The following is a 19,871-nucleotide window of genomic DNA, read 5'->3' on the forward strand; positions in this document are numbered from 1 at the left end:
ATTTTATAGGGGGACATCATGAGGAGGAAAGTAGAAGTTACCGTATATGATTCTGATTGGGAATTTAAATTTCAAAGTGAGGCAGAGCTAATCAAGACCATTTTTAAAAAAGAAATTCGGGCCATTCACCATATTGGGAGCACTTCGATTCCAGGTCTGGCAGCAAAGCCGGTCATTGATATAATGCCTGTCGTAATAGATATTAAGATGGTTGATCGCTTCAATACGGAAATGATTTCACTTGGGTATGAGCCCCGCGGAGAAAACGGCCTGCCTGGCCGGCGGTATTTTCAGAAAGGAGGCAATCAGCGGACACACCATGTCCATATATACGAAAAAGGGAGTCCTGAAATCACGCGCCATCTTGCTTTCCGTGATTATCTAAGGGAAAACGAGGAAGATGCCAAACAATATGGAGCCTTAAAAATGAAGTTAGCGAAACAGTTTCCCTTTAACATTGATTCTTATATAAAAGGGAAGGAAGCACTTGTGCAGGAAATTGAGATGAAGGCGGTGGAGTGGTGCAAGAAAAGGCATTCAGTCCAGGCAATTCAATAAAATCTTCAGACACAGAAATGAGAGATGGCGTTCATAGAGTCCGAACCCAGGTCATCTTCGGACACAGAAATGGGAAAAGGCGCTCATAGAGTCCGAACCCGGTTCAACTTAAGACACAGAATTGAGAAAACACACCACCAGAGTCAGAACCCGCCACATCTTCAGCCCGAAAAACCGCCACTTATGTAATAAAAAACCAGTGTCCGCCTCGGGACACCGGTTTTCAGTCAATTACTTCTTTATTTTTTTCATCTCATCTGCAACAAACTCAACGTCTGTTCCAACAATGATCTGCAGATTTGTCTTGCTTAATTTCATGATTCCTTTAGCACCATGTGCCTTCAGTGCGCTTTCCTTCACTTTTTCCATATCAGCAATGTTTAAGCGCAGGCGTGTGGCACAGTTATCAATGCTAGTGATGTTGTCAGCACCGCCAATATCTTTAATAAAATGGCTGGCCATGACTTCATACTTGCTGCTGCCGGATGATACAGGTTCATCTTCATCTTCCACGATATCTTCTTCCTCTTCACGGCCAGGCGTTTTCAGGTCTAATGCTTTAATTAGAGCATAGAAGATAACGAAGTACAGAATAGCGTAGATGACACCAATTCCCAAAAGCAGCAGCGGCTTTTCAGCGATATTAAAGTTCAGGGCAAAATCGAGTGCGCCTGCTGAGAATGTGAAACCATCGCGGATCCCCAATAGAGAGGTAACCCACATGGAAACCCCGGTTAAGATGGCGTGCACTCCATATAGAAGCGGTGCAATAAACATAAATGAGAACTCGATCGGCTCAGTAATACCAGTCAGGAATGAAGTCAGCGCAAGACCGATGAACATTCCTGAGACCGCTTTTCTTTTTTCAGGCTTAGCAGTTGCAATGATTGCAAATGCAGCAGCTGGAAGACCGAACATCATGACAGGGAAGAATCCAGTCATGTAAGCGCCTGCTGACGGGTCTCCGGCGAAGAAGCGGGCAATATCTCCATTTACTCCTTCAAATTCGCCGAACTGGAACCAGAATAAACTGTTCAATACGTGATGAAGACCCAATGGAATAAGCAGGCGGTTTAAGAATCCAAATAGACCTGATCCCAAAGCGCCGAGACCAATAATCCAGTTGCCCAGTGAATCGATTGCACCCTGGATTGGTGGCCAGGCAAAACCTGCGATGGCAGCCAGAAGAATCATCGTTACGGAAGTAATAATAGGAACGAAGCGGCGGCCGCTGAAGAATCCGAGCCAATCCGGCAGTTTAATATCATGGAAGCGGTTATATAATAATCCAGCAATAATACCGGCAATAATCCCGCCAAGTACTCCCATATTTATATTTTCATCGATGGCAATTGCCCCTTCGGTTAATACAAGAAAACCGATGGCGCCTGAAAGGGCAGCTGCTCCATTATTGTCCTTCGCGAATCCCATCGCAACCCCGATGGCAAAAATAAGTGCCAGGTTGGCGAATATGGCATTGCCGGCATTTGCGATAAACGGAATGCCCAATAAATCATCTTGTCCAAAGCGGAGCAGAAGACCGGCGGCAGGGAGGACGGCAATCGGAAGCATTAATGCTTTGCCAATTCTTTGTAAGAATCCTAACATATTGATCTCTCCTTAATAAAAAATAATGAATAAGAAAGCGTTTTACTAAACTGTCGTAATCATACCAAAATATAAATATAGTTGTCTATACCATTTTAAAAGAAAAAAATCTAATGAGGAGGATTTTCAATCTTATATTAAGACTTTTCTAACAATGAAATTGGTATAGACAACTATACTTAGAGGTGATACGATACTTAATAAATGGGTTTATTTAATTACTATATTTTGCATTTAAGCGTGCAAATATATACTTATTGAGCTTATTGCAGGGAGGAAACTCATGATGGAGATCATTAAAGTAAACAACTATGAAGAAATGAGTACAACCGCAGCAGATTACATCATCAGGAAGGTACGCCAATTTCCTGAAGCAACATTCGGATTGGCAACCGGGAGTACACCAGTGGGAACATATAAACGGTTGATTGAAGATCACCGGGATAATGGAACATCATATAATAAGGTGACAACCTTTAATTTGGATGAATATATCGGCCTTTCAGGAGAAAATCCGCAAAGTTACCGATATTTTATGGATTCTCAATTGTTTAACCATATCGATATTCGTAAGGAAAATACGTTTGTTCCAAGCGGTACAGCCGGGGATTTAAGAGCAGAATGCCGAAATTATGAAAGTAAACTTAAAACCCATGGCGGCATTGATCTGCAAATTTTAGGCATCGGCAATAATGGACATATTGGCTTCAATGAGCCTGGCACGTCTTTTTCATCCAAAACTCATGTTGTTGATCTAGCAGATTCCACTATTAAAGCCAATGCCAGGTTTTTTAATACGATCAAAGAGGTGCCGACCCAAGCCATTACAATGGGAATCGCTACAATCATGCAAAGCAGGGAGATCCTTCTTCTTGCTTCAGGTGAAGCAAAAGCCGATGCCATTCAAAAGCTTCTTGGAAATGGTGTTCATGAACAATTCCCGGCATCCATCTTAAGAAATCATCCGAACGTGAAAGTGATTGCTGACGAAGCGGCTTTATGTGCATCAAAAGTCTCGGTATAAATGGGGTAGGAGCAATGATTGCGAAATATCTGAATGAAATAAAAGAATTATTGACCATTTTGGAAAAAGAAGAGAGTCAAAAAATGAAGAACGCTGCCCGTGCAGTGGCTGAATGTATCCAAAACCATGGAATTATTCATGTGTTTGGCTGCGGACATTCTCATATGCTCGGGGAAGAGCTGTTTTACCGTGCAGGCGGACTTGCCCCCATTAAACCCCTTTTTGTTGAGGATTTAATGCTGCATAAAGGCGCAGTCCGTTCTTCTTTTATGGAAAAACAAAATGATCTTGCGGAAAGCTTCATGGAGAATGCTGATATCCAGCCTGGTGATGTTGTCATTGTAGCATCCACATCAGGACGGAACCCAGTTCCGGTCGATGTAGCAGAAATTTCGAAAGAGAGTGGAGCATTCGTCATTGGGATTACATCCCCTCGTTATGCGAATACACAATCCTCCCGGCACAAAAACGGAAAATACCTATTTTCATCTGTGGATCTGGTCATTGATAATCATATTGAACCTGGGGATGCCTTAATGGAGCATCCTGCATTGGGAATCCGGTTTGGCTCCGCATCATCTATTATCGGCTTTGCGATTGTAAACAGCCTGATGGCAGAAGCAGTCGAAGTGATGATTGAAAACGGGTTCGAACCGCCAATTTTCAAAAGCGGAAATGTAGATGGAGCAGAACAGCATAACCGCGAGCTGGTGAAAAGATATAAATCCCGAATTCCGCTTCTGGAAGGATAACCTAATGAGATTAAAAAAGGCGATTGAACTGACCAGGCAGGCAATGATTCAAAGCATTTATTCTAAGGGGCTTATAGATGTAGAGACCTTGAAATTAAGCCAGGAACTGGATAAGTTAATTGTTGAATCACAGCGATTGAAACGAGAGGCTAAAAAATTGGACCCTTTTGAGGTTATTTGCAAATAGATATGAAGAAATTGCAAATAAATAAGATAATTTGCAAATAGCCCGGGCAAACCTGCAAATAAAATGGAAAACTTACAAATAGAGTGGGAAGACCCGCAAATAAAGAGAAGTTCGAAAAACAAACACTGACCATTGTGCAAATAAATCCGGTAATTGAAACTAAACTTGGAAAACTTGCAAATAGACATAGAAAACCCGCAAACAAGCTCTGCCAATCTGTAACGAAGCCAAATCCCACCATATAAAAACCGCTCAGGCCAGCACACCTGAGCGGTTATTGCATTTTATAGTGCATCTTTTATCACTTTTTTTGAATAGATCACAGACAAAATTCCGAAAATCGAATAAAGCACCGTGTAAAGCGCCATAACCAGGATCATCGGCATCCAAAGCTCGCTTCCGAAGAAGAACCAGCCGGATTGTACGGCAAAATAGCTGTGCAAAAGGCCGACGATAAGCGGAATTCCAAAGTTGAATGCCATTTTGGAACGAATCCCGCGCAGCAGGTCTCCCTGTGTAAAGCCGAGTTTCCGCAGGATCGTATAGTTTGGTTTTTCATCCTCACTCTGATCCATTTGTTTGAAATATAGAATGCAGCCTGAAGTGACCAGGAAGGTTAAGCCGAGAAAACCGACAATAAACATGATCAGTCCCATGTTCATTTTTTGCCTTGTGCTCATCTCTTGCTGGGAATCGGCTCTGCCGCTGAATTCCATCTCTTTGAAGAGTGAATTGGCTTTTTCAATATCGCTGTCACTCTTCATATCCACCCCGATGAAAATCGAATTTTCATCCTGGATTTCTGGATTAAGGTCAGCTTTCAGCTCTGCATATACCTTCTCATCCACAATAGCAACCGGCAGCCCGCCTGATGTAAAATAAAACGGAAGAACAAAATCTTTTTTTAATCCTAAATAGTTTTGTTTAATCGTGTTTGTTTTTCCCATGAACTCAAGTTCTCCTGAGTCTTTGAGCGTCATGAACTTCTGCAGTGCATCATTATATCCTGTAAGTACGGTTTCCTTTGGAGAAAGCTTAATGCCAGCTATGGAAGTTTCGCTTACAACCGGCAGGATCATATTTGGTGAATCAAAATTCATTTCTTCCAGATTGACATCAAGAATGTCCTCCATATTAGCATCCACATGAAGTAACTCAATATTTTTTTCCTTATATTCTAATCCCTCTTTTTGAAGGCTACCGGTAAACTTCCCTGCATCTTCGTTGTCAGTGAATGAAAAGTGGGAGGGGAGGCTATCCCGGGCAGATTTTTCCGCTGAGTAGTAAGAAATATAGCTTAATGACAGCAGCCCGATCGCAAGGGCGGACACAGTTGTAATAATCGTTAAAAGCAGTGCACTCGATTTCATGCGGAACATGATGGAGGACAATGAAAGCACTTCGTTAACATTCAGGTATCCATCTTTCCTTTTGCGGATCAGGCTGGCGATAAAGCTTACCGATCCTTTATAGAAAAGGTAGGTTCCAATAATAACGGAAGCAAGAATGACAACCATCGCGAGGAACAGTTCGTTCATGGATGTGAAATCCCCGCCAAATAAAAGGGAAGAGATATAATAGCCGGTTATGATCAGGGCTAAACCAAGTACGCCCAATATCATTTCCAAAATGGACAGCTTTTTGACTTTACCTTCTGCAATCGAAACCACCCTGAATAAAGATAGAATGGTTTGCCTTTTGATAAAAACAAAGTTCATCAGCATGATGAAAATATAAATAACCGTAAAGACGATGACAGTCTGCAAAAGCGCCTCACTTGAAAAGTGCAATGATGCAATTCCTTCAACACCTGTCAATTTAAAAAGGACCATCAGTATTAATTTCGAAACCGAAAAACCGATAAAGATTCCAATGATCAAGGAACCAAAATACAGCAGGAGATTTTCCAGGCTAAGCAGCCTGAAAATTTCATTTTTTGTCATTCCGATCAGCTGAAAAAGCCCGATTTCTTTGCTGCGCCTTTTGATAAAAATAGTGTTGGCGTACAGAAGAAAGATGGAAACGATCGCCACGAGCAGAATAGAGGCTGTTTTGATTGCTGCTGCACCTTTAATCGAGCCTTTTGCTTCGGACATCGATGGGTCATATTGAAGGGTGACAAATGCGAAATAGAGTGCGACACTGAAAATGAGTGCAAACACATAGAGATAATAATTTTTCAGATTCTTTTTCAGATTACGAAGGATGATCGTATTAATGCTCATGCTGCACACCGCCCAATACGCCTTGTGTTTTCATAATATCCTTGAAAAAAGCCTGTCTTGATTGATCACCCTTATTCAGCTGAGTATAAATCTGGCCATCCTTGATGAAAATAACCCGGCTGCAGAAGCTTGCCGCCACAGGATCATGGGTGACCATGATAATCGTTGCTTTCCTTTTCTGATTTAAATCACTTAACTTATTCAGTAAGTCTGATGCTGATTTCGAATCCAGCGCACCTGTCGGCTCATCCGCGAAAATGATGCTTGGTTCATGAATGAAAGCACGAGCTGCGGAAGTCCGCTGCTTTTGCCCGCCGGAAATTTCATTAGGGTATTTATCCTTTAACTCGAAAATTCCGAGCTCACTCGCAACCGCTGCAAACTTTTCATCTGCTTCTTTTTTTGGTGTTTTGCTGACGGAAAGGGGGAGAAGGATATTTTCCTTCACTGTCAATGTATCCAGGAGATTATATTCCTGAAAAATAAATCCGAGATGCTTCTTGCGGAACTGGGCGAGCTGCTTTTCCTTCAGTCTCGTCATTTCCTTTTCTTCAATCTTGATTTCTCCGCCGCTAACACTGTCAATAGACGAGAGTACATTGAGGAGCGTGGTCTTTCCTGAACCGGAAGAGCCCATAATGCTTACAAATTCACCCGTTTCAATTTTCAAATCAATTCCTTTTAATACTTCCTGCCTATTAAATTTATTGCCGTAGCTTTTATGAATTTTTTTGGCTTCAAGTACAAACATGGGTAACCATCCTTTCTTTTATAGCCTTATTATAAAAGGGTACGTCTATGTAATTCCTTCGATTGTACGAACAAACAGCAAAAGCATGTGACATTTTTGTCACATGCCTGTTATGCTGACGAAATCATTCCGGGTAGGGAAGATAAGTGTCATGATGGTGCCTTTGCCTAAAACAGACTCCACATGGATGTTTATTTTCAGCTGGTCTGCGGCTTTTTTGGCTAAATATAACCCCATGCCTGTTGCTGCGTTTTCATGGTGATTTGCAGTGGATGTGAACCCCTTCTCAAAGATTCGCGGCAAATCTCTCTGATCAATGCCTCTGCCAAAATCCTGAATCCTCAAGGATATTTTACCGTCATGCTGGGAACTCGAAATCGAAATGTCTGATTTTTCACTATACTTTACAGCGTTGGTTAAAAGCTGGCGAATGATAAAACTGAGCCATTTCGCGTCGCTCAGAGCTTCTGTTTCTTCCAATTCCATTTCAAAGCCAATGCCTTTTTGCATGCACCAGGACTGCAGAGATTTGATTTCACTGAATAGAATGTCTTCGAGATGAATCATCTCAATATACAAGTCATTTTCCATAGAAGGAATCCGCTTTTGATGCAGCTGCTGATCAAGAAGAAGGTGGATGCGAAGCCATTCATACGTCAGGGACGATTTAAGATCCTGATCCCCAATCCGGTCAATCATGAGATGCATGGCAGTCAAGGGTGTTTTTACTTCATGAATCCAGGACAGCAGTTCATCTTTTTCCTGCTCGAGAAGTGTCCAGTTCCGGGTAAACTCCTGTTTAAACCGTTCGGTTTGGCTGACCAGGCCCGACTCCACTATTTTTTCAAACGGGCTTTCAGACTCCGGTATGCTAGACAGATCTAAATTATCTTCCCGTTCGGCTACTTCTCTGTAAAATCGTGTTTCCTTTTGATAACGGAGAAAGATGAACCCAGTGAAAATGATGGCAGATAAAAAGGTGTAATATAGGAAGGGCTTTAGGGATATGGCCGAGTCCATATATACTACAAAGGCAGCAAGCAGCTGAAGGAAACCGAAAAGCAGTATCCAGCTTACCCTTTCCCTGATATATTTCCTAAACATGCGGGGCATCCTCTTCAATTGCCATGTATCCCTGGCCGACCTTTGTTTCGATCCCGGCGCCAAGCCCGATTTCATCAAGCTTCTTCCTGAGTCTATTAATATTGACCGTAAGAGTATTGTCACTAATGAATCGTTTGTCATCCCATAGGCTGTTAATGATATCATCCCTGCTGACAATTTGATTTTTTCTTTCTATCAAAAGCTTTAATATGTAAATTTCATTTTTGGTTAATTCTATGCAGCCGCTCTCATTTGTAACGGTATTCTTCTCAAAATCAATCGCTGCACCGCACCAGGTCCTGAGGTTATTCTGAACGGCACTATAGTTATAGACACGTCTGAGTATTGCCTGTATTTTGGCAATCAGGACTTCGAAGTGGAAGGGCTTTTGGACAAAATCATCAGCGCCAAGCTGCATGGACATGACCATATCGGTTGGGTGATCCCGGGATGACAGGAAAATAATCGGCACATTCGAATGTGATCGAATCATCCGGCACCAATGAAACCCGTCGAACTTCGGAAGCTGGATATCGATAATGACCAAATCAGGCTGGATGCCGGCAAACTCCTTCATGACTCCACTGAAGTCCTGAACTCCATGGACTTCGTAAGACCACTGGGAGAGACGGTCTTTGATTTCAGTAAAAAGGGAGGCATCATCCTCAATTAAAAGCACTTTAAACAATCAGCTCACCACACTTTTGCATATTCCTTCCATTATTGTATAGGAAAAGCTCAAGGTGTGCCAGATTGTTTCCGGTCTATGGTAAAATAGGGTAAAAAGCAGGTATTGTACATGGAAATTTTTCTCTTTATTCTTATTATTTTAATTGCATCCATACTGCAGACAAGTACGGGATTTGGTTTCTCGATCCTGGCCACACCGTTCTTGCTGCTTCTATTTGAACCTAGGGAAGCCATTCAAATTAATTTGATTTTATCTTTAATCATTTCTGCTGCTTTATTTTCAAAAATCAAGAAGGATACAGACTTTGGAGTTCTGAAAAGGTTCGCAATTGGCAGTGCAATAGGGCTGCCTGCCGGTATTGCCATTTTTTTATTTTTGGACATTTCCCGGCTGAAGTTAGCGGTCAGTTTCATTATTTTGATTTTAACGCTCCTTTTGATGGCGAATGTCCGTGTGAAAGAAACAAGCCGCAGGGATTATTCAGTGGGCGGGTTATCAGGAATAATGACAACCAGCATTGGCATGCCCGGCCCGCCGCTTTTGTTGTATTTTTCAGGAACGGATACCAAAAAAGAGCGGCTTAGGGGAACCACTTTAGCTTTTTACTTGTTTATCTACTCGGCCAGTCTGGTATTTCAGATCATCTTTGCAGGGACCAATAAGACGATTTGGCTTTCAAGTTTGTATGCTTTGCCGCTGGTGCTGCTGGGTCTATACTTGGGACAAATTTTATTTATTAAAATCAATCAGCGCTTTTTCAAGGTTTTTACATATATTATTTTAATTTTCACAGGGATTTACCTGCTGATTGAATGACTGAAAAACTTCACTAGAAAATCACGAAATGGGTGTCCGTCTTGAGAAAAAAACAGATCTATTGGAGCTTAAGCTTCCTGTTTTCATTCTTTGGATTTTACCTGATAGAGCATCTTTTTACGGTAAAGCCGCATGTAGTTTCAGGCAATGGAAATTTAGGCATCCTCGTAATTTTTCTTTTTACTCCTGTCTTTATTTCCAGCTGGATCTATACTTTTAAGCTGGCAAAAGTAAAGATGGTGAAAGAGGGTAAAACCACAATCGGAATTCTGCTTTTTGCACTTGCCGGATGTGTTTTGCTGCTGATTCTAATTAATGATTACACCAGTGAGCTGATCACTGCTCTTGGAGGAACACCTGATAACCCGGAATCAAAAATTTACCGTTTTGGCTGGTTCAATCAATACACAAATAGTCTATTCTTTAATGTTTATACCTTTTTCTTATCCCATGTATTAATAGTGATTTCAGGCAGCATTTCAGTTTTGAGGAAAATATAGCTACAAACAAAATCCCGCCGCAGAGAATTTGGCGGGATTTTTACATTAAGCTGTTTCTTTCAGGAAACGTTTTTGCATTGTTTCTTTCTTCCCATGCAGGAAATAATATAAAATCGCTGCCAATAATACAAACATGGCCATCATTCCATATAGTCTGCCATAGCCTGTAATCGGAATAATGAATCCCAGCAAATAGGGGCCAAATCCCAAGCCTGCATCAAGAAAGATAAAGAACGTTGACGTCGCCAATCCCATCCGATGAGCGGGTGTCAGCTTGACGGCCACTGCCTGGGTGCAGGACTGCATGTTCCCAAAGCCCAGCCCAATTAGCGCACCTGCCAAAAGCAGCGTGAAACTGCTGTTTGCTGTGCTAAGGACAAACATGCCTGCTGCAAATAAGATAAAAGCGGGGTACATTACATAATTTGCTCCTTTAAGATCCATCAGCCGTCCGGTAAATGGACGTGAAACCAGGACAGCTGCCGAGTAGATGAGAAAGAAAAAGCTCGCAGCCTTCACTAAATCGACTTCTATCGCATAAAAGTTGATAAAAGAGAGGACCCCGGAATAACCGAATGCGATTGCCAGTGTGATGAATGCAATCGGGACTGCTTTTGGCTCGATAAAGCTGGAAATTTGGAAGCCCTGCTTTTTCACACCAGAGGTTTCTATTGCAGGAACATATAAAAAGAAGGATGTAATCAGGGCAATGATGCCGATGGCCAGACAGAAGGCAAAAATCAGTTGGAAAGAAACCTTTTGCATCATCAATAAGCCAATAAATGGCCCAACAGCTGTCGCCAGCGTTGTGCTCATGCTGAAGTAGCCAATTCCTTCTCCCTTGCGTGCCGCAGGAATAATTTGTGCCGCGATGGTTCCAGTTGCTGTGCTTGCCACTCCTAAAGCAATGCCGTGTATAAACCTGGTAATCAGCAGGAAAGCAATTCCAATGTTCACGAAATACAAAAGGGTCGTCAGCGTAAAAAAGATCAAACCGATAAAAAGTGTTTTCTTGCGTCCGATATTATTAATGGCCCGCCCGATATAAAGCCTGCCAATGAGCGTTCCAATAATAAAGATGCCCGTAACAAGCCCGGCCTGGCTGGTTGTGGCACTATAGTAATCCACTGCAAAGACAGCAATGCTCACCATCAGTAAATAGAAAATCAATGTTAAGAAAAAATTAACGGATGAAACAATAATAAAATCCTTTGTCCAAAGCTTCGGATTAGGCTGATTCAATTTATAACTCTCCCTGCATTAAATTTTTGCGGATCAGGCTCATCAAACGAATCCCTTCCAGCTGTTCCTCCTCTGAAATTCCTTTTAGAATGTCCTGTTCGAATTCATCAATTGTAACGCGGACCTCCTGATAAACCTTCCTGCCAGTATCGGTCAGCTGCATTCTTTTTTCCCGTTTGTCTTTAGTCGGAACAGGTTCTAAATAGCCCATTTCCTCCAATTTTGCAATCGTCCTTGTCACCGTTGGTTTTTCAACGCCAAGATAATGTGAAAGCTCCACCAGTGTGCCAGAGCCATCATTATTCAAGTAATACATGATGGACCATTGAGCCCTGTATAAATGATGCCTGCTTAATTCATTGTTCAGCCTATTCTCAAATGGGCGATACAATAGCACAAGCTGATGAAAAAACCGCTGAAATGTTTCGATCTTAAAAACCTCCCAAATGGTTACTCTGAGTAATAGTTATCTACAGTAACTAATTATGTATTATACAGCTCTGGCTGGGGACATGTAAATAGGCTAAGGCACTTGTTCTAAAACAGCTATCCCTCCAAACAAAAGTAGGCAAATTTGTGACATTGTATCATATCCAATTGACGTGTGACACGATGTCATATACAATTCAATTGTAAGGATGACACAGTGTCACATCGAGGTGAAAGCATTGTCCAAAATTCAATTGCTTATTGCTGAATTGCAGAAACAGGGAGTAAATGCAGCAATCTGCAAAAAGCCATCCAATATTAAGCCTCTCAAAAACAAGGCGAAAATTCAAAGGAGCCCATATGGTCACCAATATGCCTGAGCAAATGTCACTTAAAGAACTAAGAACAGATCTAGTGCGTTTTATGATGTCCTACAAGTTCGCATTGGAAGAAATAAACACGAAATTAAATATCCTGAAAGAAGAATTTCAGTATGTGCATGACTATAATCCGATCGAGCATGTAAAATCACGAATTAAATCTCCGGAAAGTATTTTTAAAAAGCTGCAAAGAAAAAAATTGGAGATTTCTTTGGAATCCATTAAGCAGAATATTAGAGATATTGCGGGCGTCCGCATTACATGTTCCTTTGTATCTGATATTTATAAAATCAAAGCAATGATTGAAAACCAGAAAGATATAACCGTGCTCGAATGCAAGGATTATATTCAGCATCCCAAGCCAAATGGCTACCAGAGCCTGCACCTGATTGTCCAGATACCCATTTTTATGTCTGACAGGGAAGAGCCGGTTCCTGTGGAGATTCAAATCCGGACGATTGCCATGGACTTCTGGGCGAGCCTTGAGCACAAGATTTACTACAAGTACAATAAAGAAATTCCGCAAAGAATAGTGAATGAACTGAAAGAGGCAGCTGATACCGCTTCACGCCTCGATCGGAAAATGGAGAATCTCCATGATGAAATGATTGCTTTAAAACAGCTGGATGATGATGAAGACATGAATTTTTCGCCCGAAAGCCTGCAATTACTGCTGGGCCATAAAGGGATTAAAACCTAAAGGAGACGAAATAAATGCAAGTGTGGACAAATATGCCGAATTTCGTAAAAAGAGAGTTGGAGCAGCTTGAAGAAATAGTATCTCCCATCATGAAAAAAGCTTCCAGATATATTTTTTGGTCAACACCCTTGATTATTCTGTCACTAATCAATCTCATGACATTGTTTTTCACCGTTCAGGATGAGAAAACATCTCCGGCAGCCATCCTGATTTACGCTATTATTGGTGCGCTCGGTTTCGCACTTTCCAAAGAAGGGAAGCATCAGCAGCTGGAAATTCAAAAACTGAGCTTACAGTACATGAAAGAACGGATTTCTAAAAGTCAATGGGCTTCTGATCATATTAAAACGAGATATCAAGCATTGATCAATGAGAACCCCAGAAAGGCAGTCCCTTATTTTATCCAATTCTTAAAGGAGGAAAAAAGAGACTGGCAATAAGGAGGAACAAAATTTGCCGAAAATTACTTTTTTCAATTTGCCTGAAGACAAACGGGAAAACCTAGTCCATGCGGCCAAAAAGGAATTTGCCCGCGTGCCGCTTTACCAGGCATCCATATCCAATATCATCAAAGATGCCAAAATTCCGCGCGGCAGCTTTTATCAGTATTTTGATGACAAAGAAGATGCGTTTTTCTACTTATTGAATAGCCATGTGTCTGCTTATAAGATGTACTTTCTTGAAACGCTCCAAAAAAATAATGGTGATATTTTTGATGCGATGATTGATTTTTATACAGCCATCATTACAGAAGAACGGGAAAATCTGCAGTTTTTGAGGAATTTGTTTCTTAATATGACGCACCGGATCGAAAATGTTATGGCAAGAAGCTTCGGGGAAAATGATCTGAATGAGAATTTCAGGAAAATCAGCAATCTGATTAATAAGGAACGGTTGAATATGCAGGACGAGCAGGAGCTTTTTCATATGATGCAGATTATTTCTTCTGTCACGTTTCATAATATCGTTAAAAAATTTGCAGGGGAGCTGCCATTCGACGAGGCTGTCCATAATTACAGTACAGAAATCTATTTACTGAAAAAAGGGTTCGCGTCTATATGATTTTTTGAAAGCCTGTCTCTAAAAGGATTAGAGACAGGCTTTTTTGGGAAGGTAAAAAATAGCATGAAGCTTATTTCCCATTAGGGGAAAAAATAAAACAATATTCAGGAAAGGGGTTCTTTATGGCGAACAAGAATAGATGGCTGATTGCCCTTTCAGCCGTCGCCATTCATTTATCAATCGGTTCAGTATATGCGTACAGTGTTTATCAAAATCCCTTGAAAGAAGCGCTCGGCTGGGAAAAAACAGATGTTTCACTTGCTTTTACCATTGCCATTTTTATTCTTGGGATTGCGGCAGCTTTTTTTGGCCGGTTTGTGGAAAAGCGGGGACCGAGAGTTTCAGCCATGATTGCCGCAGTCTTCTTTGGAATTGGGATTATTGGATCCGGCTTTGCCATTCAATTGGAAAACTATATCCTATTCCTGATTTTCTTCGGTGTCATTGGGGGACTGGGTCTCGGATTCGGCTATATTGCACCTGTCTCCACGCTGGTAAAATGGTTTCCTGACAGAAGGGGACTAGCCACCGGGATGGCGGTTATGGGATTTGGAGCAGGGGCCCTCATTACAAGCCCTATTGCCAGCAGATTAATGATCGCAACTTCAATTCCGACAACCTTCTATGTCCTGGGAATCAGTTATTTTATTCTGATGATTTTGGGTGCGCTTTATATCGCTAAGCCGCCTGCAGGATGGGCACCTGAAGGAATGGAAGAGAGCAGGGAAGAGCGGCCGGTAAAAGCGGACCTGGCACAGATGACTGCCAATGAAGCAATTAAGACGAAGCGATTCTGGCTGCTTTGGTTTATGATGTTCATCAATATTTCTGCAGGCATCATGATTCTCTCCGTTGCCGCACCAATGGCACAGGAAATCACTGGAGCCAGCGCCATCACCGCAGCTAGCATCGTCGGCATTATGGGCCTCTTTAATGGAGGCGGAAGAATTGGCTGGGCGTCTGCATCCGATTATCTTGGAAGAGGAAATACATATATGACCTTCTTCCTGATCCAGGTTGCTGCTTTCTTCATTCTTCCATTCATCACAAACTCGTTTATCTTTTCTGTTTTCCTTTATATCATTGTTTCCTGCTATGGGGGCGGATTTGCATCGCTTCCGGCCTTTATCGGGGACCTGTTTGGAACCAAACAGCTTGGCGCGATTCATGGCTATCTGCTTACATCGTGGTCGATCGCCGGAGTGGTCGGACCTATGCTCGTCTCGAGCATATATGAAAATACGCAAAGCTATACGATTACCTTCTATGTATTTGGCACCATGCTTGCCATAGGCTTCATCGTTTCCCTGCTGATGAAGCGCGATATCAAGAAAATCAGAACGGCTAAGAAAGAAAAAAGAACAAGCGGGCAGCTTGTGACTGAATAAAGAGTAAAGCTCCTGCCGGGCCAGCTGGCAGGAGTTATTTTTATTTTTCGAATGAAAATGGATGAACGCGGTCATTGGAGCAATCCGGGCAGATAACCAGCATGTCAATACTGTTCACCTCTTCTTCCGTTTCCTCCCTATGCCCGCAGATTTCACAGACCCTTGCCAAAGTAACACCCCCTTATTCATCACTTGATAGGATGTTATATCCGCAGTCTTTAATAGCCTGTTCAAAATCCATGAAGGAGGCAGCATCTTCATCAAATGAAATGACTGCTTCGCCACTCATGGAATTCACCTTAATCTTCCGGACACCCCAGATATCATACAGAGCTTTGCTTAATTTTTCTTCATCCGTCTGATCCATGTTTTCTATAGAGACTGTTCGAGTAATCATTAAAATCACTCTCCTGTTTTATAATGACTGTGCTCTTTGCCCATTTCCCTGCCCATTCCTTTTAGAAAGCCGAGCATAGAATTGATGGCCAGATTTATATCAGGATCGCGCAAGGCTTTCATAAGCCCAAGCACACCGGTCTTTTCATTCCTTTTCATCACTTCTGCCGACTCATCAAGGCCTTTCGTGACAGCACTCATCATGATATTCATCTGCTGGGGATCGAGGGAGCCCAGAAAATCGACCGTATTAAAACCGTTGCGGATGATATTGTGCATGTTCGGCTGGTTAACCTGGTCAATCGCAATCGCAGCCACTTTTTCCTTCGAATGCAGAAATCCTTGAATAATATCAAGTATTCCAGACTTTTGAAGCTGTCCGATAATATCGATGGCACTTGAGATGGCCTCCCTGTTCTGGCTAAGCTGCGTTATTAGACCTGCTATATCCTGCGCTTGTTCTTCCTGGGCCGAAGGCTGAACCAGTTCAATTTGCTTGATCGCTTTCGCCATCGTAGATACCCTCCTTTTTCAGCATTTCCGGAATGGAGATGAAGTCGTCCCGGCTCCATTTTTTCTCTGTTTCGACGCCAATATGCGGCTGCGGGTTGCCAAACCTGAAGTTGTGATGAGGAAGCGGTGAATCGCCGTCCCGTTCCAGCACTTCCATTTTCACCTGCATTTCCTTGTAGTTCGGCGTATGCGTAATTTTGTCATGATAGCTGCTGGTCAGCTTGTTGACTGCTCCCATTCCTTCTGTTGTATGCATCGGCAAATACAGTTCTTTTCCCTTAACCTGATCTGTCACCCACACTTTTACTTTGACTTGGCCGTAAGGGGAGGTGAGACGCACAAGACTGCCGGTTTTGATATTCCGTTCGTCTGCCAGCTCAGGAGAAACCTCCAGCCATAGCTCCGGCACCTTATAGGAAATGCCTTCGGATTGATAGGTCATATTGCCTTCATGAAAGTGCTCCAGAATTCTTCCATTATTCAAATGAAGGTCATATTCCTCTCCGGCTTCAAAAGGCGGAGTCCAATCCACAGTAATTAAGCGGGCTTTTCCATCCGGAAAATGAAACTTTTCCTTGTAAAGCAATGGCGTATCAGTACCATCAGGAGCGACAGGCCAAACAAGGCTTTCCCAGTTTTCAAGCCGCTTGTAGCTGACGCCGGCAAAAACAGGCGAAAGCTTAGCAGCTTCATCCATGATTTCACCTGGGTCTTTATAATGCCAGTTTGCGCCAAGCTTGTTGGCAAGCTCCTGAAAGATGAGCCAATCCGGTTTGCTATCCCCAAGAGGCTCGAAAACTTTGTTGAATCTTTGGATACGCCGCTCCGTATTTGTGAAGGTTCCGTCTTTTTCAAGGCTTGGCGCTGCCGGCAGAATCACATCCGCAAATTGGGCCGTCTTGGAAAAGAAAATATCCTGCACCACAAAGAAATCCAGTTTTTCAAAGGCTTCGTGAACATAATTGATATTCGAATCCACAAGTCCCATTTCTTCGCCAAAAAGATACATCCCCTTTACTTTGCCAGCCTGGATGGCTTCTACAATCTGATGGTTGTTGAGACCAGGGTTTATTGGAAGTTCTGTGCCCCAGGCTTGTTCAAAGCGGGTGCGTATTTCGTCATTTTCAATTGGCTGATATCCCGGAAGCCAGGTAGGCATTGTCCCAAAATCACTCGCACCCTGCACGTTATTGTGACCGCGCAGAGGGTAGGCGCCCGCACCCGGCTTGCCAAAATTGCCTGTTACTAAAAGCAGGTTGCAAATCGCGGTGCTTGTATCTGTGCCGCCTAAGTGCTGGGTTACACCCATGGCCCATAAAATGCATGTGCCTTCTGCAACATGAATCATCTCAGCCATTTTGATCAATGTTTCTTTTGCGATTCCGGTTTTTTCTTCCGCATATTCCAGCGTGAATTTTTCAAGGGACTTTTTGTATTCATCCACTTGATTCACACGCGTGTTAAGGAATTCACGGTCTTCCCAGCCCTGGTCAAAAAAGTATTTCGTTACAGCCGAAAGCCATACAAGATCCGTGCCCGGTTTCGGATGGATATGCAAATCAGCCCGGTCCGCCAGATCATTTTTCCGAAGGTCGGCAACAATCAGCTTCTGGTCTGCCAATTTATGTGCCCGTTTAATTCGTGTTGCGAGAACAGGATGTGATTCTGCAGGGTTCGCTCCGACAACAATGATTAATTGAGAGCTTGCAATATCCTTCATCGTACCGGAGTCCCCGCCAATGCCCACAGTGCGGATGAGCCCCATGGAGGCAGGTGTCTGACAGTATCGGGAACAATTATCAATATTGTTCGTTTTAAAAATAGCCCTGGCAAGCTTCTGGAACAGATAGTTTTCTTCGTTGGAACACTTGGAAGATGCGATAAAGCCGAGCGCATCCGGCCCATATTCTTCTTTTATGCCAGTGAATTTCTCTGCAATCAAAGAGAGAGCTTCATCCCATGTCGCTTCATAGAATTTTTCGCCTTTTCTGATTAGGGGCTTGTTGAGGCGCTCTTTGCTGTTTACAAAGCTCCAGCCGAATTTTCCTTTTACACAAGTTGAAATCCCATTAACAGGGGCTTCAGGCGACGGCTGGATTTTGAGAATTTCCCGGTCTTTCGTCCAAACCTCAAAGCTGCAGCCGACTCCGCAATATGTGCAGACCGTTTTGGTCCGCTTAATACGGGCTTCCCGCATCGCTGCCTCTACATTGGATATAGCAAAAATCTCTTTATAGCCAGGCTCAACTTCTTTCGTTAAATCAATCATCGGCTCAAGAAGAGGCTTTGGAATATTCGTGAGATAGCCGGCTTTGCCGAGCATCGATTTCTCCATTAATGCATTGCAGGGGCACACTGTCACACAATGCCCGCAGGATACGCAGGAGGATTCATTGATCGGCACATCATTATCCCAAATCACACGCGGCTGCTCCCGGTCCCAGGAGATGCTCAGCACCTCGCTCACCTGCAGATCCTGGCATGCCTCCACACAGAGGCCGCAAAGGATGCACTGATCCGGCTCATACCGGTAAAAGGGATTTGATGTGTCCTGAGGGTAGGGCTTTGGCTTAAATTCATACTTCTGATGCTCAATCTTAAAATGCTCAGCTGTATTATGCACTACACAATTTCCGTTATTGTTATCGCAAACCGTGCAATAAAGCTCATGATTTTTCAAAATGCGGGACATTCCCTCAAGCTGAGCTTCCTTGGCCAGCTCCGACACCGAACTTACTGTTAGATTTGGCTCGGCCATAGTCGCACAGGACCTTTTCAGTTCCCCATCAATTTCTACATAACACGTATCACAAGTCTGGATGACGCCAACCCCTAAATCCGGCTGGGAAGAACAGATCCCCGGGAGAAAGTGATTATGATCCCGCGCCGCCTCAAAAATCGACTGACCCGGTTTTGCCTCGATCTCTTTCTCATCCAGGTAAAAAGTAAATTTTCCACCGTCCATACTGCACCACCGCCTATTCATTCGTTCTATTTAAAAAGTATTTGTTAAAAGTGGGAAATGTATTACAAAATGGGCTAAATTGGCAGGGGGAAATACATATGAGCCCACTTTTGAAGAGTGAGGAGAAAACGGTCGCCATGGAGCACTTAAAAGAACACTTAAAAATAATATAATGATTATATTCTAAGACTGAGCATGCCCATTGAAAAATCCGCCGGCATCCGTTAATATATAAATACAAGCTGCATTGTTCGTAATCATAATAAAGTTTTAACCTTTAAGCTGTAACAGGGAGTTTTACATTGAAACGGGAATGACAGGCCTCCGTCTATATGACAAGGAGGACAGGCAGGAATGTTTCTGCGAACACCCACTTTGAGGAGTGGTGGTTTAAAACTTTCTTATCATTATTTACGGCAATGGCGGCTGTACATACTGTAATTAAACCAGTTCCCAATGGGAGCTGGTTTTTTTGCGTTTAGAAATCAAAATTCTGGTTAAACCAAGATAAAGTGAAACTTCAATCAGTGGGGGTCTTACTGCCAGTTAAACTGCGATAAACGGCACATGAACAGGAGAT

21 protein-coding genes and 1 other RNA gene are annotated in these 19,871 nt (G+C 42.7%); 11 read left to right on the plus strand and 11 right to left on the minus strand.

From position 1 onward, the window contains the following. The first annotated feature begins 18 nt into the window (after window positions 1-18). Complete coding sequence (locus PBF_RS11250) at window positions 19-558, plus strand: GrpB family protein (protein ID WP_035329857.1); 540 nt, start codon at window positions 19-21, stop codon at window positions 556-558. Window positions 559-789: 231 nt separating this feature from the next. Here PBF_RS11250 and nagE read toward each other — a convergent pair whose 3' ends face one another. Continuing rightward, on the minus strand, window positions 790-2,166 hold the full coding sequence (gene nagE, locus PBF_RS11255) for an N-acetylglucosamine-specific PTS transporter subunit IIBC (RefSeq protein ID WP_035329858.1): 1,377 nt from the start codon (window positions 2,164-2,166) through the stop codon (window positions 790-792). 286 nt (window positions 2,167-2,452) lie between these two features. Here nagE and nagB point away from each other — a divergent pair, with 286 nt between their 5' ends. The 3 genes from nagB to PBF_RS11270 are packed head-to-tail and all read left to right on the plus strand — an operon-like array spanning window position 2,453 to window position 4,129. After that, on the plus strand, window positions 2,453-3,190 hold the full coding sequence (gene nagB, locus PBF_RS11260; RefSeq protein ID WP_035329959.1) for a glucosamine-6-phosphate deaminase: 738 nt from the start codon (window positions 2,453-2,455) through the stop codon (window positions 3,188-3,190). 14 nt (window positions 3,191-3,204) lie between these two features. Then, the gene (locus PBF_RS11265) at window positions 3,205-3,942 is read left to right on the plus strand and encodes an SIS domain-containing protein (RefSeq protein ID WP_035329859.1); all 738 of its coding nucleotides are present in this window, start codon (window positions 3,205-3,207) and stop codon (window positions 3,940-3,942) included. Window positions 3,943-3,946: 4 nt separating this feature from the next. Next, window positions 3,947-4,129, plus strand: a complete 183-nt coding sequence (locus tag PBF_RS11270) for an aspartyl-phosphate phosphatase Spo0E family protein (RefSeq protein WP_235192245.1) — start codon at window positions 3,947-3,949, stop codon at window positions 4,127-4,129. Between the two features lie 284 nt (window positions 4,130-4,413). On the opposite strand, the gene PBF_RS11275 is transcribed toward PBF_RS11270, so the two are convergent. The 4 genes from PBF_RS11275 to PBF_RS11290 all read right to left on the minus strand — a co-directional run bounded on the left by PBF_RS11275 (window position 4,414) and on the right by PBF_RS11290 (window position 8,897). Then, window positions 4,414-6,354, minus strand: coding sequence for an ABC transporter permease (locus PBF_RS11275; protein ID WP_035329861.1), 1,941 nt, complete (start codon window positions 6,352-6,354; stop codon window positions 4,414-4,416). Then, on the minus strand, window positions 6,344-7,105 hold the full coding sequence (locus PBF_RS11280; RefSeq protein ID WP_035329862.1) for an ABC transporter ATP-binding protein: 762 nt from the start codon (window positions 7,103-7,105) through the stop codon (window positions 6,344-6,346). The genes PBF_RS11275 and PBF_RS11280 overlap by 11 nt, the downstream gene beginning before the upstream one ends. A 99-nt stretch (window positions 7,106-7,204) precedes the next feature. Beyond that, entirely contained in the window at window positions 7,205-8,209 is a 1,005-nt protein-coding gene (locus PBF_RS11285) for a sensor histidine kinase (RefSeq protein WP_035329864.1), read from the minus strand. Further along, a complete protein-coding gene (locus tag PBF_RS11290; protein WP_035329865.1) occupies window positions 8,202-8,897 on the minus strand; it encodes a response regulator transcription factor in 696 nt (231 codons plus the stop codon). Before PBF_RS11290 ends, PBF_RS11285 begins: the two co-directional genes overlap by 8 nt. Window positions 8,898-9,008: 111 nt before the next feature. Here PBF_RS11290 and PBF_RS11295 point away from each other — a divergent pair, with 111 nt between their 5' ends. Together PBF_RS11295 and PBF_RS11300 are read left to right on the plus strand one after the other, a co-directional pair. Further along, a complete protein-coding gene (locus tag PBF_RS11295; RefSeq protein WP_035329866.1) occupies window positions 9,009-9,716 on the plus strand; it encodes a sulfite exporter TauE/SafE family protein in 708 nt (235 codons plus the stop codon). A 41-nt stretch (window positions 9,717-9,757) separates the two neighbouring features. Continuing rightward, window positions 9,758-10,216, plus strand: a complete 459-nt coding sequence (locus PBF_RS11300; protein ID WP_035329867.1) for a hypothetical protein — start codon at window positions 9,758-9,760, stop codon at window positions 10,214-10,216. A 45-nt stretch (window positions 10,217-10,261) separates the two neighbouring features. On the opposite strand, the gene PBF_RS11305 is transcribed toward PBF_RS11300, so the two are convergent. Together PBF_RS11305 and PBF_RS11310 are read right to left on the minus strand one after the other, a co-directional pair. Next, a complete protein-coding gene (locus PBF_RS11305) occupies window positions 10,262-11,458 on the minus strand; it encodes an MFS transporter (RefSeq protein WP_035329868.1) in 1,197 nt (398 codons plus the stop codon). A gap of 1 nt (window position 11,459) precedes the next feature. Next, window positions 11,460-11,855, minus strand: coding sequence for a MarR family winged helix-turn-helix transcriptional regulator (locus tag PBF_RS11310; RefSeq protein WP_051488872.1), 396 nt, complete (start codon window positions 11,853-11,855; stop codon window positions 11,460-11,462). Window positions 11,856-12,247: 392 nt separating this feature from the next. Between PBF_RS11310 and PBF_RS11315 the strand changes: the two genes are divergently transcribed. The 4 genes from PBF_RS11315 to PBF_RS11330 all read left to right on the plus strand — a co-directional run bounded on the left by PBF_RS11315 (window position 12,248) and on the right by PBF_RS11330 (window position 15,417). Then, complete coding sequence (locus tag PBF_RS11315) at window positions 12,248-12,967, plus strand: GTP pyrophosphokinase (protein WP_035329870.1); 720 nt, start codon at window positions 12,248-12,250, stop codon at window positions 12,965-12,967. A gap of 14 nt (window positions 12,968-12,981) precedes the next feature. Then, complete coding sequence (locus PBF_RS11320) at window positions 12,982-13,407, plus strand: DUF5392 family protein (RefSeq protein WP_035329871.1); 426 nt, start codon at window positions 12,982-12,984, stop codon at window positions 13,405-13,407. Between the two features lie 13 nt (window positions 13,408-13,420). Next, window positions 13,421-14,029: a TetR/AcrR family transcriptional regulator gene (locus PBF_RS11325; RefSeq protein WP_035329872.1), complete on the plus strand. Its 609-nt coding sequence runs from the start codon at window positions 13,421-13,423 to the stop codon at window positions 14,027-14,029. A 122-nt stretch (window positions 14,030-14,151) separates the two neighbouring features. Then, the gene (locus PBF_RS11330; protein WP_035329873.1) at window positions 14,152-15,417 is read left to right on the plus strand and encodes an L-lactate MFS transporter; all 1,266 of its coding nucleotides are present in this window, start codon (window positions 14,152-14,154) and stop codon (window positions 15,415-15,417) included. A gap of 40 nt (window positions 15,418-15,457) precedes the next feature. Here PBF_RS11330 and PBF_RS27020 read toward each other — a convergent pair whose 3' ends face one another. The 4 genes from PBF_RS27020 to fdhF are packed head-to-tail and all read right to left on the minus strand — an operon-like array spanning window position 15,458 to window position 19,291. Further along, window positions 15,458-15,586, minus strand: coding sequence for a hypothetical protein (locus PBF_RS27020; RefSeq protein WP_268745106.1), 129 nt, complete (start codon window positions 15,584-15,586; stop codon window positions 15,458-15,460). Window positions 15,587-15,598: 12 nt separating this feature from the next. Then, window positions 15,599-15,814 carry a heavy-metal-associated domain-containing protein gene (locus PBF_RS11335; RefSeq protein WP_035329874.1) on the minus strand — a complete coding sequence of 72 codons (216 nt, stop codon included), beginning with the start codon at window positions 15,812-15,814 and terminating at the stop codon, window positions 15,599-15,601. A gap of 5 nt (window positions 15,815-15,819) precedes the next feature. After that, window positions 15,820-16,326 (minus strand): DUF1641 domain-containing protein, encoded by a 507-nt coding sequence (locus PBF_RS11340; RefSeq protein ID WP_035329875.1) that lies wholly within the window; start codon window positions 16,324-16,326, stop codon window positions 15,820-15,822. Next, the gene (fdhF, locus tag PBF_RS11345) at window positions 16,301-19,291 is read right to left on the minus strand and encodes a formate dehydrogenase subunit alpha (RefSeq protein ID WP_035329876.1); all 2,991 of its coding nucleotides are present in this window, start codon (window positions 19,289-19,291) and stop codon (window positions 16,301-16,303) included. Before fdhF ends, PBF_RS11340 begins: the two co-directional genes overlap by 26 nt. A 236-nt stretch (window positions 19,292-19,527) precedes the next feature. On the opposite strand from fdhF, the gene ssrS reads away from it, so the two are divergent. Next, window positions 19,528-19,724, plus strand: a non-coding RNA gene (ssrS, locus tag PBF_RS25160) — 6S RNA. Window positions 19,725-19,871: the final 147 nt, after the last annotated feature.

This window comes from Cytobacillus firmus DS1 (genome assembly GCF_000565285.1).
Classification (GTDB): Bacteria; Bacillota; Bacilli; order Bacillales; family Cytobacillaceae; genus Cytobacillus; species Cytobacillus firmus_A.

Excerpts from the sequence above, each read along its gene's own strand:
- PBF_RS11285 (WP_035329864.1), bottom strand. The coding sequence starts at position 8,209 with ATGTTTAGGAAATATATCAGGGAAAGGGTAAGCTGGATACTGCTTTTC.
- PBF_RS11265 (WP_035329859.1), top strand. The coding sequence starts at position 3,205 with ATGATTGCGAAATATCTGAATGAAATAAAAGAATTATTGACCATTTTG.
- PBF_RS11335 (WP_035329874.1), bottom strand. The coding sequence starts at position 15,814 with ATGATTACTCGAACAGTCTCTATAGAAAACATGGATCAGACGGATGAA.
- nagE (WP_035329858.1), bottom strand. The coding sequence starts at position 2,166 with ATGTTAGGATTCTTACAAAGAATTGGCAAAGCATTAATGCTTCCGATT.
- PBF_RS11270 (WP_235192245.1), top strand. The coding sequence starts at position 3,947 with ATGAGATTAAAAAAGGCGATTGAACTGACCAGGCAGGCAATGATTCAA.
- PBF_RS11250 (WP_035329857.1), top strand. The coding sequence starts at position 19 with ATGAGGAGGAAAGTAGAAGTTACCGTATATGATTCTGATTGGGAATTT.
- PBF_RS11275 (WP_035329861.1), bottom strand. The coding sequence starts at position 6,354 with ATGAGCATTAATACGATCATCCTTCGTAATCTGAAAAAGAATCTGAAA.
- PBF_RS11280 (WP_035329862.1), bottom strand. The coding sequence starts at position 7,105 with ATGTTTGTACTTGAAGCCAAAAAAATTCATAAAAGCTACGGCAATAAA.
- nagB (WP_035329959.1), top strand. The coding sequence starts at position 2,453 with ATGGAGATCATTAAAGTAAACAACTATGAAGAAATGAGTACAACCGCA.
- PBF_RS11295 (WP_035329866.1), top strand. The coding sequence starts at position 9,009 with ATGGAAATTTTTCTCTTTATTCTTATTATTTTAATTGCATCCATACTG.
- PBF_RS11340 (WP_035329875.1), bottom strand. The coding sequence starts at position 16,326 with ATGGCGAAAGCGATCAAGCAAATTGAACTGGTTCAGCCTTCGGCCCAG.
- PBF_RS11320 (WP_035329871.1), top strand. The coding sequence starts at position 12,982 with ATGCAAGTGTGGACAAATATGCCGAATTTCGTAAAAAGAGAGTTGGAG.
- PBF_RS11315 (WP_035329870.1), top strand. The coding sequence starts at position 12,248 with ATGGTCACCAATATGCCTGAGCAAATGTCACTTAAAGAACTAAGAACA.
- fdhF (WP_035329876.1), bottom strand. The coding sequence starts at position 19,291 with ATGGACGGTGGAAAATTTACTTTTTACCTGGATGAGAAAGAGATCGAG.
- PBF_RS11330 (WP_035329873.1), top strand. The coding sequence starts at position 14,152 with ATGGCGAACAAGAATAGATGGCTGATTGCCCTTTCAGCCGTCGCCATT.